This is a genomic window from Pantoea sp. SGAir0180, assembly GCF_043546245.1.
In genome coordinates this window covers 53,235-67,864 of record NZ_CP028073.1, presented here as the reverse complement: position 1 = coordinate 67,864, position 14,630 = coordinate 53,235, and the positions used below count along the sequence as shown (strand labels likewise).

General features: G+C 57.5%; 13 protein-coding genes and 3 pseudogenes. 15 read left to right on the top strand and 1 reads right to left on the bottom strand.

What is annotated here, in order from left to right; all coding sequences use genetic code 11:
- Positions 1 to 530: 530 nt before the first annotated feature.
- From C1N58_RS22340 to C1N58_RS22275, 14 genes and pseudogenes are all read left to right on the top strand, one after another.
- Positions 531 to 731 (top strand): hypothetical protein, encoded by a 201-nt coding sequence (locus tag C1N58_RS22340; RefSeq protein WP_394564999.1) that lies wholly within the window; start codon positions 531 to 533, stop codon positions 729 to 731.
- Between the two features lie 83 nt (positions 732 to 814).
- A complete protein-coding gene (locus tag C1N58_RS22335) occupies positions 815 to 1,285 on the top strand; it encodes a DUF4942 domain-containing protein (RefSeq protein WP_394564997.1) in 471 nt (156 codons plus the stop codon).
- A 66-nt stretch (positions 1,286 to 1,351) separates the two neighbouring features.
- Complete coding sequence (gene psiB / locus C1N58_RS22330; protein ID WP_394564996.1) at positions 1,352 to 1,789, top strand: conjugation system SOS inhibitor PsiB; 438 nt, start codon at positions 1,352 to 1,354, stop codon at positions 1,787 to 1,789.
- A pseudogene (locus C1N58_RS22325) lies at positions 1,782 to 2,512 on the top strand (plasmid SOS inhibition protein A). Before psiB ends, C1N58_RS22325 begins: the two are co-directional and overlap by 8 nt.
- 69 nt (positions 2,513 to 2,581) lie before the next feature.
- Positions 2,582 to 2,746: a hypothetical protein gene (locus C1N58_RS22320; protein ID WP_394564994.1), complete on the top strand. Its 165-nt coding sequence runs from the start codon at positions 2,582 to 2,584 to the stop codon at positions 2,744 to 2,746.
- 635 nt (positions 2,747 to 3,381) lie between these two features.
- A complete protein-coding gene (locus tag C1N58_RS22315; protein ID WP_394564993.1) occupies positions 3,382 to 3,777 on the top strand; it encodes a hypothetical protein in 396 nt (131 codons plus the stop codon).
- A 142-nt stretch (positions 3,778 to 3,919) separates the two neighbouring features.
- Positions 3,920 to 4,240, top strand: coding sequence for a hypothetical protein (locus tag C1N58_RS22310; protein WP_394564992.1), 321 nt, complete (start codon positions 3,920 to 3,922; stop codon positions 4,238 to 4,240).
- A gap of 93 nt (positions 4,241 to 4,333) precedes the next feature.
- Positions 4,334 to 4,660, top strand: a complete 327-nt coding sequence (locus tag C1N58_RS22305; protein WP_394564990.1) for a hypothetical protein — start codon at positions 4,334 to 4,336, stop codon at positions 4,658 to 4,660.
- Positions 4,635 to 5,291, top strand: a complete 657-nt coding sequence (locus C1N58_RS22300; protein WP_394564989.1) for an N-6 DNA methylase — start codon at positions 4,635 to 4,637, stop codon at positions 5,289 to 5,291. The genes C1N58_RS22305 and C1N58_RS22300 overlap by 26 nt, the downstream gene beginning before the upstream one ends.
- Before the next feature lie 215 nt (positions 5,292 to 5,506).
- A complete protein-coding gene (locus tag C1N58_RS22295; RefSeq protein ID WP_019104686.1) occupies positions 5,507 to 5,788 on the top strand; it encodes a type II toxin-antitoxin system RelE/ParE family toxin in 282 nt (93 codons plus the stop codon).
- Positions 5,722 to 6,111 carry a HigA family addiction module antitoxin gene (locus tag C1N58_RS22290; RefSeq protein ID WP_394565079.1) on the top strand — a complete coding sequence of 130 codons (390 nt, stop codon included), beginning with the start codon at positions 5,722 to 5,724 and terminating at the stop codon, positions 6,109 to 6,111. Before C1N58_RS22295 ends, C1N58_RS22290 begins: the two co-directional genes overlap by 67 nt.
- A 266-nt stretch (positions 6,112 to 6,377) precedes the next feature.
- Positions 6,378 to 8,981: an AAA family ATPase gene (locus tag C1N58_RS22285; RefSeq protein WP_394564988.1), complete on the top strand. Its 2,604-nt coding sequence runs from the start codon at positions 6,378 to 6,380 to the stop codon at positions 8,979 to 8,981.
- Between the two features lie 4 nt (positions 8,982 to 8,985).
- Positions 8,986 to 10,091 (top strand): annotated as a pseudogene (locus tag C1N58_RS22280) (conjugative transfer relaxase/helicase TraI domain-containing protein).
- 121 nt (positions 10,092 to 10,212) lie between these two features.
- Entirely contained in the window at positions 10,213 to 11,022 is an 810-nt protein-coding gene (locus tag C1N58_RS22275; RefSeq protein ID WP_394564987.1) for a DsbA family protein, read from the top strand.
- 414 nt (positions 11,023 to 11,436) lie between these two features.
- Here the strand turns inward: C1N58_RS22275 and C1N58_RS22270 are convergent, their stop codons facing one another.
- Positions 11,437 to 13,374, bottom strand: a complete 1,938-nt coding sequence (locus tag C1N58_RS22270) for a methyl-accepting chemotaxis protein (RefSeq protein ID WP_058702423.1) — start codon at positions 13,372 to 13,374, stop codon at positions 11,437 to 11,439.
- 736 nt (positions 13,375 to 14,110) lie between these two features.
- Here C1N58_RS22270 and C1N58_RS22265 point away from each other — a divergent pair.
- Positions 14,111 to 14,498 (top strand): annotated as a pseudogene (locus tag C1N58_RS22265) (histidine phosphatase family protein); the annotation flags it as partial.
- Positions 14,499 to 14,630 lie beyond the last annotated feature (132 nt).

The window sequence follows — 14,630 nt, the reverse complement described above, 5'->3', positions numbered from 1 at the left end:
CGGCTGTCATGCTCCGCACAGAGCCGGCGCGCCGTCTCTGCCCGGCCCGTTCCGGGGCAGCGGTTTCCATCCTGACGCAACACCTTTCGCCTGCAGCAGCCGTTCCGGCTGCGCCGCTCAGTCGCGCCGTCTCCGGCGCTCAGTGCATCCCGCCAGTACACACGGCGGGATGTAAGGGGCAACGCCGTTTCGCGCCCGCGCCTCACGCCGTTGCGGCGGGTTTCTGCTGCCGGTTGTTTCACGCGCATGAGTCCGTACGCCGGGGCTGAGACAGCCACAAACCGCCTGGCTGTCCAGGGACGGCTGAAGCCTCTCGCCGGAAAATTTTTTGTCGGGCCAAAAATTTTTCCGCTCGCGCCCGGACAGCTGCACCGGCCTGTGCCCGTTACGCCCTTTGCGGCGAACGGCTCTCAAGCGGGTGAAGGTTACAACCTGGTGAGCAGACAGCAGTTCCCCGCAAAACGTCAAAACCGCGGCCCCGGCAACTCAGCGGATGACGGTTCTTTAACAGACTGGAGAGGTTCAGGCAGATGCAGGCAATGCGTATCTACAGCGTTGCGTTTCCCGGCAGCAACGAAAAAGGCTCATTACCGGTGTTTACCCGCGTCGAGGCTGTGACAGCGAAGCGGGCGCAGAAACGGTTTATCGAGGAATTCAGGCCGGTAAAAGGCTGGTTCCTCGGTGACCCCGGGACGTCACAGAGCAGGCACAGCACGAAGCCGAAGCAGTGACCAGGCAGCAACAGGCGTAGACACCCTCACGTTAACCATGCGACACGCCGCACCTGAGCGGCGTAACAGGAAGGAGAAAAAATATGACAGACACAACGACCGCACTCACCGCCGATATGCACTGTTTTGAGGATGCAGGCGAACTCATCCCGTCCGTGCCGGTTGAGCGTATCATCGCGCAGCGCAACAGCGGCGTGGAGTCCTTCATGCAGGGGATGCACCTGATACAGCAGGCGCAGGCCGCGTTTGCGCAGGCGTCCGGGCGCGAATGGTTTTACGGCATGAAGGACATCATCGAATCCGGCCTCAGTTCGGCACGCGGTGACAAGGCGAGTGAAAACCTCCGCCGCCAGATTGGCCGCCTTGCGGATCGCCCGATATGGGATCGCCTGATGCGTGACACCGGCATGCTGACGCTGATGAGCGCAGAGCAGAAAAAAGCATGGGATGCGGAACTGTACGGCGAGGATTGCCCTGAAATCAGCTTTGACAGCGTGATCACCACCTTCCGCCACCTCAACGCAAATAAAGCCGAGACCTTTGAGCAGGGATAATCGACGTGTTCCGCAAACTGTCGTGGACTACAAAACCAATAACCCCTGCATGCTCGGCAAACCATCATGAAAAATACCGTAATGAACAATCCCGAAGTGCTGACAGCCATGCATCCCTGTGAGTTTGAAGAGTGGCGGGCGCGGGGCGAGGGGGAAAGGCATGTGCTGACCAGCGCCGTGCTTTCGCTGCTGACCGTCCCGGAGGGCTGGACGGTCAACGGCGAATACCGGGCCGAATTCGGCGGCCTGTTCCCGGTGCAGTTGCGCTTTGCGCCGCCAGGTGAGGCATTCTGCCTGTGCGTGTGCAGTCCCGGCGAAGTCGCCGGTGAATGGCTTGTCCTGATCGCGTCGGCGGATGGCGGCTGCGTGCGCGACGTTCTCCGGCTGACGCCGTTCGACCCTGCGCGCATCAGCGCCCTGATCGCCGCTGCGGCGCAGGCCTGTCTGCTGGAGTACAGCGTCAGTGGCCTGGCAGATTATCTGGTACAGGAGGGCGATGCATGATCCGAAAAACCGTTCACTGGTGCCGCTCTGCGAGGCGCGGCGCGCGATGCTTCAGGCTGTTGATTACGTCGAACGCAGGCGCGAACGTCAGACGCTTCGCGCTGACTTCCCCTATGCGCAGGCGTTCTTCCGCTTCCTGAAGGGCAGCAAGCGCATCACCCTGCGTGAACTGCGCTTCTTCGATCCGGTTCTGCGCGAGGAAGCGTTACGCGGCCGCAAGCGCGAGTGGCTGCGGGCCGTTGACTGGCTCATCGAAAGCGGGGCTGCGCCACCCACCCGCTGCCGTCGGACGCGGCCCGCCTGCTCTTTCCGGAAGTCATCTTCCAGTGCGGCGAGCGGCGGCAAAGAAAGGCAGAGATGCGCGCCGAAAAATACAGCCGCCAGTTTCGCCGCAGGGAGGTGCTGAAGGCGCGGGTGGTTCAGGCGCTGACGGCGCAGGCTGAAATCGAACTCGCCTTCCAGACGCCGGCCACGGTCGCCAGCTGGGCCTCAAAGTGGTCAGACACAGCGGTCAGCGAGAGCGAACTGATCAGCCAGTTTTTCCGCTGGGCCGATCGCTTTCCCTCGATGGCCGGTTTTGTCCGGCTGTACTTTGACGGTGAGCCGTTATGGCGGCTCACCGCCGAGGCCGGTTTCCGGTCAGCGGAGGCGGGCGAAGCGGTACGGGCGCTGGAGCGCTGGATGGTGCCGAACAAGCTCACGCAGGGCAGGCTGTTGCCGTAAAACGCAGTCAGGCGCAGAATGACATGAACGCTGATCTGTGCGGGTTAACATCATACTGAGAGGGTGATAATGGATTTAGTCCAGGCAGTAAAAATGCATGAGGTGATGACGGGGGTGAATAATCCGCTGGCGCTGTCACTGATGGCCGTCATGGCCGTGATCATCCTGTATGTCGTGTGGCGTGCAGGCATGAAGACTGCACGTTTTATCAGGCTGTTCAGGATGATGCGCTGAAGCTGATTTATGACCCGCTCAGCCGGGCGGGGTTGTTAAGTGGTGGTGTTAAGGCGCATTCTTCCGGCATTTTCCTGTCTGTATTCATCTTCTCAGTGTTCGCCTCCGTTTTTCTCTCAGGCTTCTCTTAAAGCAAACCCTGTGAAACATGGCCCCCTTCGGCTCCTGCCCTTGCGGGCAGTCGTCGAGCCACACTCCGCTAAGCGGCACAGCCGCTAAGCTCCGCCGAACCGCAAAGGGCCGCGGTTCGTGCCTGACGGCTAGTGTCTGATGGCTGAGGTCAACGTCAGGGCTGCAACCGGCTGTCGCCGGTGCGTTCACCGGGCGCGGCCGCGCCCTGTAAGGCCGTCACGCCGTTCCGTCGTGCCGGAGGTGTTCATGCTCATGTTATCCCCGTGCGGCTGTTCTGTTCCGGTGGTCCACCGCGGAGGGCTGACAGTCGCACAGTCCTTCTCCCTCCCACACAGGTACGCTTACGCCGTTCCTCACCCGTTCGCACTCGCCGGAAAACCGGCTCGCTTGCGCTGCGGCTTCCGGGACGCCTGTGTTCCGGTCGCCGGCCGGTGCCACTTTGCCCTTCGCCGCGATGAACTCACCGAAACATGGTTAACAGCAACCGAGAGAGGAGAATCAGCATGAACACCCACAACGTCAACGTCAAAACCGCCGCTTCTGAATCTACCGAAACACGGGTTTTACGGACAAACGTCAACGGCCTTCCGTCCGGTGTCGCGCAGACGCTGGCGTTTCTGGGCCGTCTGGCAGAGGACGGCATGGAAGAGGGCGAACGTGCGGAACTGCTGCTCGGTTCGCTGTTGAGCCTTGCGGAAGCGCTGCGCGATGCCGTGCCGGACTGGTCAGCCCGTCGCCCGCGACTGCCGTTTCCGCTGGTGCGGGCGTGGCTGGCCGCGCGTGACGTTGCCCTGGCGCAGTTCGGTGAAACCGGGCAGGGCGCATGGGCGTATGCCCTGAATTACCTGCGTACGGAACTGGACGCGGGCTTTTACTTCTGGCGCGACAACATCTGGTGATTTTTATGCGCCGCGCAGGCGGCGCAACCCCACCCACTGACAGGGAGAACGCTATGCAACTGATTATCCGTGACGTCCTGAGCGGCCCCGATGCCGACCTGCTGACAGGCCGCAATCCCGCGAGGCGGCGTTTATCGCCTCAGTGTATGACGGCGGGCGTGAAACCGCCGAAGAGGAGCGGCTTTACTGGCAGGGCCGGGAAAAAGCGGCGCTGAAAGCGCCTGCGGAAACTGACGTTCACCGCTTTCACGACGCGCTGGGCGTGGCCTATCCGCTGAACTGGTCATGCAGTGAAGACGGGGAGTGTGAAACGTTCATGCTGGCCGAGTTTTACTGCGGGCAGGTGACCGACATTTACGCCCGGGCCGGAGCGCGTTACTTCCGGCTGCGGGATTATTCCCACCTGAGCCACGCGCAGATCATGACGCGCGTTAAGGAGGCCTTTGACCTGAGTCAGAAATGAAAAAAGCAGGCCTGAGCCTGCTCTGTCCACGCCGGATGACTCACCCGCAAAAGTTTGCATCCGGCATCGTAAAACCAACATGGAGATAAACCCATGCAATTTGACCCGCAAATCGTGTCACACGCGCAGGCGTTTGTAAATGCCCGCCGTAACGGGAAACGTGCCCGCGTTCCGGCTATGCAGGTGAGGCAGTGGCCGTTCTTTATTGCCCTGGTCAACGCGGCCTCGGCCTCGCGTGATGTAAATCCGGCCGCCCCTGCGGGGCGGCCGTTTAAGGAGTGGTTTATGTCACAGTTAGATTTCGCCGATTTTTTTAACCAGGCTGAAGATCCCGCCCCGCGCCGGTTGTCCTCAACCCGTCAGCGCCCGCCTGCGATCCGTCCCCGCGCACCGCATGATGAGCATCGAGACGGCGCGTAAACAGTTCGTCAGCGTGTTCAGGCACACGGCCCGGCACCTGCGCCGCTGGGACGTGTTCAGCGACTTTATCACGCTGGCGGCCAGTGAACTCGACCTTGCCACGATCCGCGCACCGGAAAGCATGGAACGCTGCCGCAAAATCTGCGGGCGCTACAGGTCAGAGGACATTCAGGATCTTCACCGGCTTTTCAGCCTGATGGTGAGCGCGCTGGAAGCGAAGTTTCATGACTTCCTGGGGGCCATATTCATGGAGCTGGAGCTGGGCGACGGCAGGCAGGGGCAGTATTTTACGCCGTACTCCGTACAGTCGCTGATGGCGCGCATGCTCATGCCTGGCGTGGAGGAAGCGGTGAAGCGTGAAGGGCTGTTTACGCTGTCAGAGCCGACCTGTGGCGCGGGCGGCATGGTGGTTGCGGTGGCCGAATGTATGCTTGAGGCGGGGCTGAATCCCTCAGAGCAGATGTTTGTGAACTGCATCGACATCGATCCGGTGGCGGCGGACATGGCGTTTATTCAGCTTTCATTGCTGGGCATTCCCGCCGAAGTCATCACCGGCAACACGCTGACAATGCAGTTCAGCCGCGTGCGTTACACGCGGTGTATTACATCAACGGGTTTGAGGAGCGGCTGAAAGCGCAGCGCAGAATTAACGCGATGATGGATTTCCTGCGCTCCCTGTCTGACGGGCCGGTAAACCCTGGCCCGTAGCCGTCGCAGTCGGGCCGCCTCCTGCGGGCGGCCGTTCACAGTCGCCCGTCACAGGGCGGGAGAAAGAGCGGGTAAAGTGTTTCCTTACGCGAAACGCTTTGCTATAATGTTTCGTGACGGGAAACAAGGGGATGGAGCATGATTAAAAGCTGGAAGCACAAAGGGTTGCAGAAGCTCTATGAAAAAGGCGACACGAGCGGCGTTCAGGCAAAGGATGCAGAACGTATCCGGCTGCGCCTGCTGGCCATCGATGAGGCCGGTTCGACGGATGAATTCAGCCGCTATCCCGGTTTTCGTTTCCATCCGCTCAAGGGTGATCGCAAAAACCTGTATGCCATTACGGTGCGGGCCAACTGGCGCATCACCTTCGAGTTTACCGACGGCAACGCTTACATTCTCAACCTGGAGGACTATCACTGATGGCGATGCACAATCCCCCGCATCCTGGTGGCTTCATTACGGAGTACCTGGAAGACAATAACGTGAGCCTGCGTAAAATGGCGAAAGACCTGGGCGTCTCTCCGGCGGCGCTGAGCAAGGTGGCGTCCGGCAAGGCGGCGGTCAGCCCCGAAATGGCGGTGCGGCTGGAGGCGGGGTTAGGCATTGCCGCGCGTCTCTGGCTGGCGATGCAGGCCGCTTTCGACCTGCACAAAGCGCGGGAAAATACCGATGTGTCGGGCGTCATCCTGCGCCCTGGCCTGGCCCCCTTCTCAGAAGACGCGCAGACCGGTAAGGACGCATAAGACGCCTGACCGGAACGCCGCCGTAACCCTGTCACCCACGGCAGGGTCATTCCCCGCCTGCACCGCCGCATAAGCCCCGCGCCCCTGCGGGGCAGGGCAGAGGCGGTGCTGACGCACCGCGCATCCCCGCCGCGTTCTGTTCAGCCTCCTGCCGGTATCCGTTATTCCCCTGCTGTCTTTATGCCGGTGCCGGTTCTGCTGGCCAGTGTGGGTAGCCCGCAGAGTACTCTGGTTATCGAGGGGCGGAAAAGCTCAGCCTGAAAGAAATGCTGGTGCTTACCGGGGAGGCCAAAGAAAAAAGTGCGCAACTGCTCTTTCTTGACAGCGGAGGACGTCAGTCAAATACCAGCGCCCTTTCGGTGCTGATGTCGGCAGGCGTGACGCGTCACAGCCTGAATGCGCCGGCCGCCGGGCTTGAGGCGACCGTCATCAGCATTCAGGACAAGCGGGAGCGCTACAGCGCCATGGCAGAGCGTTTTGCTGAACTGCACGGCACGGACATGCCGGTCACCGCTGCCGTCACCGGTCCGCGCGAGCAGCAGCAGCTGAGCGGCATGATCCGGGATGCCCTGCAGGAGGCGGGCAAGCTCGGTCCGGAACTGTTGACGGTGGAAGCCCGCACGCCGGTTTACGTCTCCGCAAAGACCCGCCGCATGCCGGTGACCTACAGGCCGGGCATGGTGCTTGAAGACCGTTCAGACCGTGAGGATGTGCGTCACTATACCGTCGACCGCGTTCATGAGGACACCCGGATGCTGTCACTGGCCGACAGTGACGGCGTTCTGCAGACCGTCAGGCTGGCCGACCTGACCGCCGACTGGCGGCTTTATACGCGTGAACAACTGAGCGTGGCGCAGGGAGAGCAGCTTTTTGCGGTGGCCACTGACAAATCCGCCGGCGTGAAGGCCCGCGATCGTCTGACGGTCACGGCATTCGAGGACGGGGCGCTGGTGATGAACCGGGAAGGGCAGAAAAAGCCCATCCGCGTGCCTGCCGACCGTCCGTTATACGTCACACACGCTTACGTCAGTGCCCCCGGGAGTCGCGATAACGAACAGGGTACGGTTCTGGCCAGCCTGGGCGCCCGTGACCTGTCTGCCAACATGATCAATGCGCTGTCGCAGTCAGGCAGTAAGGCTGAAATTTTTACCGGCGAAGCGCAGACGCGGGCGGAGGACAGGCTTTCCCGCCTGAGTTCGCTCCGTTCTCCTCTGGAACTGGTCAGGCGGGCCAGCGGTCAGGATGTTCCTGATGCGGCACTTAAAACCCTCAATGAAAATCTCCTCACGGACACAGAAATATCCGTGGCGCGCGCCGTCGCGCAGATGCGTCACGTCACCTTTTCTGACGTAAAACTGATCGAGGAGGCATTGACGTTCGGGGGAACGACGAGGGATATCCGGCAGGAAATCAGGCGTCAGGTCAAAGCCGGTGAGCTGATTGCCGTTCAGGTGCTTGGCGAACCGCGGTACGTTGCGCGGTCCGCCTGGGAAATGGAAAAAGCCATCATTGGCCACGTCGTCGCGGGTAAAAATACCCGGTCACCGCTGATGGAGCATGTCAGTCCGGACGTGCTGACGGGACTCACCGCCGGTCAGCGTTCCGCAACGGAGCTCATTCTGCAGAGTACTGACCGCTTCACGGCGGTTCAGGGCTATGCCGGTGTGGGTAAAACCACCCAGTTCAGCGCGGTTCGCGCCGCCATTGACCTGCTGCCGGAGGAAAAGCGGCCGATCATCGTCGGCCTCGGCCCGACTCACCGCTCGGTCAAGGAAATGGCCTCAACCGGTATCGATGCACAGACCGTCAAATCGTTTGTGCTGGACTGGCAGCAGCGCACCGCAGCGGGCGAAACGGTCAGCTATGACAACATGCTGTTTCTTATCGATGAGTCATCCATGCTGGGCAACCAGGACACGGCGGCGGTCTACCAGGCCATTGCTGCCGGCAACGGCCGGGCGGTTTCGGTCGGTGACACTGACCAGCTCACATCACCCGAGAGCGGGGCTCCGTTCCGGCTGATTCAGGAACGCAGCCCGATTGACGTTGCCGTCATGAAAGAAATCGTGCGACAGAGCAGCACGGACCTGAAAGCAGCGGTGTACAACATCATCGACAGTGACGTCGCGGCGGCCCTGAAAAATGTGCAGAACGTGTCGCCTTCGGTGGTGCCGAGGCGGCCGGGGAGCGTGGTGCCTGCCGGCTCCGTCATCGAGAGCAGCAAGCCGGTGGAGGTGATCGTGGCAGATTTTATCAGCCGCACGGACGAGGCGCGCGATCAGACCATGATCCTCGTTCAGCTGCACGATGACCGCCGGGCCATCAACCGCGGCATTCACGAGGCTCTGGCTGAGCGGGGAGAACTCGGTAAAGACAGCGTCTCTGTGCCGGTGCTGGACCGCATCAACGGCGGGCGGCACGACTTTAACCGCCTGAAAGACTGGCGCGAAGGCCTGATGGTACTGGCAAACGAACGTTATCTGACGGTCTCGGAGGTGGACATCAGTAACGGGCTCATTGCGCTGAAGGACGAGAACGACCGGCTGCACTATTACTCGCCAAAGGAACTGAACGCCACCGAGGTGGAAGTGTTCGAGAAGCGTGAAATCAGCCTCAGCGAAGGCGACAGTGTGCGGCTGAACAAAACGCAGAAGCAGGCCGGGCATGCCGCGCATGAGCAGTACCGCGTGGCCGCGCTGCGTGAGAACGGTGAAATCGTCCTGAAAAACCAGGCGGGAGAAAAGGTTATTCACCCCGGTGCGGTCACGGCCGACCGTCACCTCGACTATGCCTGGGCCGTCACCGGTTACGGAGGCAGGGGGCCAGCGCCCGCTACTCACTGGTGCTTGAAGGGACGCAGGGGGCCGTGAATGGATGAGCGGTATGCGTGCCTTTTACATCAACGTGTCGCGCGCCAGGGAGCACGTTCAGATCGTGACCGACGGTCAGGCTGACTGGCTGCGGTCGCTGGAGAAAAAGGAGCATGAGCCCGCCAGCGCGCATGATGCGCTGACGCCGCAGGCTGAGCGTGAGCAGGCAAGGCGTATCTGGTCAATGGGCCAGGCCATCAGGAAGACGGCCATCGGACGGACATACCTGCGGGAGCAGGGGCTCACAGAGCAGTCCCTGACAGCGCGCGTCATTCCGCCCATGAAAAAATACCCGGATGCGCACCTGGCCCTGCCGGTGTATGACGGCAACGGCAAGGCGGCGGGCTGGCGCTGATGCCGCTCCGGCCTGAGGCGGGACGCATCCGTGAGGGGGAGATCCGCATGGTGGCCACGGGGGATGCCCAGGCAGCCCTGTTCCGCCGGAGCCGCAACGGGGAAACCCGCGTGGTGGAAAGCGTGGCAGACGCGATGAGCGTGGCCAGGGCCCATCCGGACGCCGGCATACTCATCAGAACCGGCGACGGAGAGCCCTCTCAGCAGTTGTTAAAAATCACCCGCGGGCACACGGCCGTAAACGGGGACGTTGTGCAGTCCGCGTGGCTGGCCGGTGAACAGCCGGTGATTATTCCGGACGAGGCCGTACCGGCTTATGTTGCTGAGCTGCCGGAGGAGCGCGTGATGCAGCTGGCCGCCGCCGACAGCAGGATGCCGGAGGTCCCGGCCGTTCCGAATGAATACGGCGACTGGGCCCGGGAAATGCAGTCACGCGAGGCGGAACTGGCCAGCGAGCTGGGCGAGGCTGTGCAACCTGACGACATTGTGCCGGACGTGGCCACACCGCAAAGGGAGGCGGCCCTGCCCGATGAGCGCAGCATCGCGGAACAGCTGCTGCCGGCTGAGTCTGACGCAGTTGCCCTGGGTGATATCCATCTGCCCGATGAACCCCGGCGCACGCGTGAGCTTTTTGCCCCGGGAGAACAGCAGCTTGCCCGTGACATTCAGGCGGCGGAAGTCCCGGAAAAAATGCTTGTCAGGGAGGCCGGGAAGCGCCGCAGCCGTCAGGACCTGAGCGCGTACAGGCCGAGCTGACGCCGGAGCGCACCGTCAGATACAGAAAGAACGCTAGCTTAATCCGTCATTTCCATAAGGCCACGCTGCGTGTCCACAACCCGATTTTTCTCACGCCCGTTCAGGGCTAACGGACCCTTAAATGAAAAATACTTTCTCAGTCGCGGCGCTTGCGCTGGCGTTATCTGTTTCGTTCAGTTCCACGGCGGCTACGAACGGCGCCAGCGCGACGGCCGGTGAACCCTTCACGCCGGCTCAGCAGGCCCGTATCGGCGAAATCGCGGCAGACTACCTGGTCGCCCATCCGGACGTGCTGATTGAGGTCAGCAAGAAGCTGCAGGCGCGTCAGGAGGCGCGCCGTCAGGCTGCTTATACGCAGGCCGCGGTCGGTGCGCACCGGCTGCTGATGCAGCTGGATGACATCCCCGTCTCCGGGCCGAAAAACGCAAAGGTGCTGGTGACGGAGTTCTTCGACTATGAGTGCATTGCCTGCAGCATGATGGCCCCCGTAATGGAAAAGGTGATGGCCGCAAATCCCGACGTGCGCTTTGCGTTCCGCGACTGGACGATATTCGCCCCGCGTTTTCAGGAATCGACGCTGGCCTCGCGTCGCGGGCTGGACGTCTGGCGGCGACAGGGTGCACAGGCCTATATGACCTACCATAACGGGATTTACCACACGGGGCATAACGAAGGGAAGCTGACTGCCACCGACATCGATGAGGCGGCAAAAACCGCCGGAGTAACGGATAAAAGCGGTGCAGACGACGGTAAATCAGACGCGGTTATCCGGAACAACGATGCGCTGGCAGAGATGCTGGGCCTGACGGGAACGCCGGGCATTATCGTCATGCCGGTGGAAAATGCCACGGAAGCCAACACCACGGTGATACCGGGCGTGGTCAGCGAAGCGGTGATGCAGCAGGCTATAAAAAAAGCCGCAGGTAATTAAATACTGATAATCCTCATCGTCTGCTTTTTGCTTACCAGCTATCCTCCATAGAACGTCCGCTTTGTGCCAGAAGCGGACATTCATAATGTTATGTTAATGAACACGGAGCAGGTCAAAACGGACTGGCAAAAAGTGAGCAATTCGAGCATGGATACCATCTGCAACAGAAACAACCTGGCCGAACTGAGGTTATTATGAGCGTAGCTCTTACAGGCAACCGGGTGATTAATGTAATATGTTCCCACAGGCATTCAATTAGCCCGCCTGACCTTTAACTGCAGCAGTGTACCTTGTAAATTTGCCATGGACCTAAATGAGTTAAGCCATCCTCAGAGATGGCTTATCGGATACAGATGTAATTTTTGTAAAAGTATGGCCATGTTTAACGGCACACAACTAATGCGTTTTAACCACTTATACAGCGTTTGTGCGGAATACGCTGACAGCCTCTCTCAGGCTTGCGGCCCGGTTTGCAAGTTCATCAGCAGATGATGCAGACTCTTCAACCAGCACGGCGTTCTGCTGCGTAACCTGATCCATCTGTGACACCGCAATATTTATCTGTGATATGCCCGCACTCTGTTCTTCAGAAGAAGATGAAATCTCTTTAACTAATTGCGATGTCTGCTCAATAGCTTCCACGCTTTGCTTAACTTTGTCACCGGCATCCCGGGCCATCGAAATTCCCTGTTCGGCATGCTCAACTGACTGCTCAATGAGCCCTTTGATTTCCTTCGCCGCTCCAGCCGATCGCTGTGCCAGCGCCCTGACTTCAGATGCAACAACAGCAAAGCCCTTACCGTGTTCACCTGCCCGGGCAGCTTCGACGGCTGCGTTTAAAGCAAGAATATTCGTCTGAAATGCTATCCCGTCAATAACAGAGATGATTTCTTTTATCTGACCCGCACTGTTGCTTATTTTTTCCATTGAATCCAGCACTGACTCCATCGCCTCACCGCCTCTCAGGGCCGCACTGGTCGCGGAGCTGGCCATTTCAGCAGCATGACGCGTGTTATCTGCATTATTGCCAATGATTGACGATAACTGCTCCATGCTGGCCGCGGTTTCAGCCAGAGAGGCTGCCTGTTCTTCCGTTCGCGCAGACAGATCACCATTTCCACGGGCAATTTCTTCTGATGACGTAGCAATAGTGACAGCGTTGCTTTTAATGTTTTCAACCGTAAGCGTAAGACGCTGACTCATTTGCAGTAATGCCCTGAGCAGTCCGGCAGTTTCATTACGCCCCGTTACCGTAAATGTTGACGTAAGGTCCCCTCCTGCGACTTCAAGCGCCAGCTTTGATGCTGCACTGATAGGTCTGGTAACGGAGCGAATGATAACCAGAGCGAAAATTACTGCCAGCAGGACGATAAAAACAAGAACGGTCAGTAGCGCATATTGTTCATACCGGTGTTCCTTAATCTGCCCATTCAGCATTTCATTCAGTTCATTACCCCCGGCAATGGCGTAGTCGCTGAATTTATTAATAGCGTGCGTAAAGAGCGCTGCATAGTCCTTCGGGTTTTGATTGGTCATGCTGCGATTGATAAAAATCGCCTCAGCGGTTTTGAGAGCACTGTTTGCCTCCTGAACGGCTGCATCTGCATCTGCACTGAACTTTTGCTTAAGTGTGTTATCAGATAAAAACAGTTTTTCAGAATCCTGAACAAATAAATTCAGGTTATACGAACCATTACTGATTAAAGACTCCATACGGACAGAGTCTGCTTCGCTTATGCTTTCATTTCGTGCAAGAAGTGAGGTGCCGAATGCACGTATTTTTCCAAGACTTTCGGTCAGCTCAGGCAGTGATGAAAAATTACTCATAATTAAACGGTACGTGTTGATATCTGAATCGAGTGAAAGCCCGTAAAAATCCAGCACATCACGGTTCGCGTTCAAAAGTGTGCGGATGAGGAGGGCATGCGCATCAAGACTGGCTGTCAGACTCAGTTGTGAAGAATCGATTCTTTGCTGTAGCTGGCTCCACTGTGTATGCACATCATTGATTTTGCTGATGATGGCTGCGCTGCCTTCTGTTCTGGCCATATCTCTGGTAATAACATCAGTGATGTTTTCAATTTCATCTCTGACCTGAACGCGGGACGGTGTTGCGGGATTTTTGGTTGCAATGGCAATGGCGGTTTCTGCACGATGGCGCTGTATCAAATTTAGCAGGGCTAAAATCTTATTTTCTACAGGTACACCCGTTACCTCCCTTTGCTTGTCCTGAATGTATTTATTGCCTTCGGACACAAAAAGCATGGTAGGAACTGAGAACAGAACAAGGGAAAACAGTCCCAGAATGGCAAATTTGGCGGTAAGACTTATATTGTTAAGAATCTTGTTCATTTATGATTCCTGGTGAATTAATTCGTTATGGTGACAATTACAAAAGATACATTTGTACTTCACCTTAATCCTGTTATCGGTTATTCACCCATTAACTTTATACAGCATGTTTGATTTACTGCTTTACGGAATAAACTTTTAATAACGTTAAACAAATTGCTTAAGCTAAATAATCATTATTTCACGGATTAAGTTCTGAAAGCATCTCAATCAGGCTTTGCTGAATTTTCGTCTGATTAGCTTCACTAAGGCTTCGGATGGGTCGGCTGAAACAAATACGGGTCGCGCACTGTATTATCAGTATGTCGCCGAAAGACATTTTCTCAGGAATGTAAGGTAAAGCCAGAGCTACCAGGCCAAAACTATTTGTCCTGGCAGGCGCTCTGAGCGCTGAGATTACGGCAGGTAAGGTATAACTCATATATCAGCGCTGTTTCTCTCACCTGACCTCGTATCGTTCGAATCATAAAATGCTACTCTGTGTAGCGCCGGACGGGGCGTTACATCTTTCCGATGGGAAGTTGTTCTGCACCCGCTCCGTTCGGTACAATTCCGGTGAGGACGGATTTTCAAGATTATAATTTTAGCCAGCAATGTTTCTGTTCTTGATTTTTTAAGAATTCACTGAGGCGAGGTTAAATCGCAGAATATCATTACTGACATTAAAACAATGATCGCTTAATCCGTGCCTGCTTTACTTTATTTTTGATTTAATAAACTTTTCCAGAAGTGCAAGGTAGCTGAAACTGCTCTTAAAGAACAGGCATTTGGTCAGTTTGAAGGCATGTCAACGGCACAGCTCATTCAACACCATCCGAAAGATGCAAATGCGTTATTCAAATTTGATGCAGATTATTGTCCGCCAGAGGGAGAGTCATTAGCACAGGCAACTCAACGAGTAATAAGTTTCTTACAAGATCTGCAAGGCACCAAAGAACATCTGTGCGTGTGTATCGTGACGCATGGCATGTCAGTCAGGGAGTGCTGGCAATACTTAAAGAAGGGACTATCGATAACTTTACCCGGTACGCTCACCCAATGCGAGTTACTCCGTTTTCGATTTTTTGGATGGAAAATGCATGGCGCTCAGATGGGGAATTGCCACACATCTACTTGAACATTAGGTTTCTAGCGGTCATTTGAGTTAGGCGATATTACCTTAAACACGATGTCCGCTTCTCGCTCATAGCGGCCGTTGAGGCACAAAGGTCCGCTCCGTGCCAGAAGCGGACGTTCCTGAAACCGTGCTTAGTTCA

Coding starts and splice junctions, on each gene's coding strand:
- C1N58_RS22340 (WP_394564999.1), top strand. CDS start 531: ATGCAGGCAATGCGTATCTACAGCGTTGCGTTTCCCGGCAGCAACGAA.
- C1N58_RS22335 (WP_394564997.1), top strand. CDS start 815: ATGACAGACACAACGACCGCACTCACCGCCGATATGCACTGTTTTGAG.
- psiB (WP_394564996.1), top strand. CDS start 1,352: ATGAAAAATACCGTAATGAACAATCCCGAAGTGCTGACAGCCATGCAT.
- C1N58_RS22320 (WP_394564994.1), top strand. CDS start 2,582: ATGGATTTAGTCCAGGCAGTAAAAATGCATGAGGTGATGACGGGGGTG.
- C1N58_RS22315 (WP_394564993.1), top strand. CDS start 3,382: ATGAACACCCACAACGTCAACGTCAAAACCGCCGCTTCTGAATCTACC.
- C1N58_RS22305 (WP_394564990.1), top strand. CDS start 4,334: ATGCAATTTGACCCGCAAATCGTGTCACACGCGCAGGCGTTTGTAAAT.
- C1N58_RS22300 (WP_394564989.1), top strand. CDS start 4,635: ATGATGAGCATCGAGACGGCGCGTAAACAGTTCGTCAGCGTGTTCAGG.
- C1N58_RS22295 (WP_019104686.1), top strand. CDS start 5,507: ATGATTAAAAGCTGGAAGCACAAAGGGTTGCAGAAGCTCTATGAAAAA.
- C1N58_RS22285 (WP_394564988.1), top strand. CDS start 6,378: ATGCTGGTGCTTACCGGGGAGGCCAAAGAAAAAAGTGCGCAACTGCTC.
- C1N58_RS22275 (WP_394564987.1), top strand. CDS start 10,213: ATGAAAAATACTTTCTCAGTCGCGGCGCTTGCGCTGGCGTTATCTGTT.
- C1N58_RS22270 (WP_058702423.1), bottom strand. CDS start 13,374: ATGAACAAGATTCTTAACAATATAAGTCTTACCGCCAAATTTGCCATT.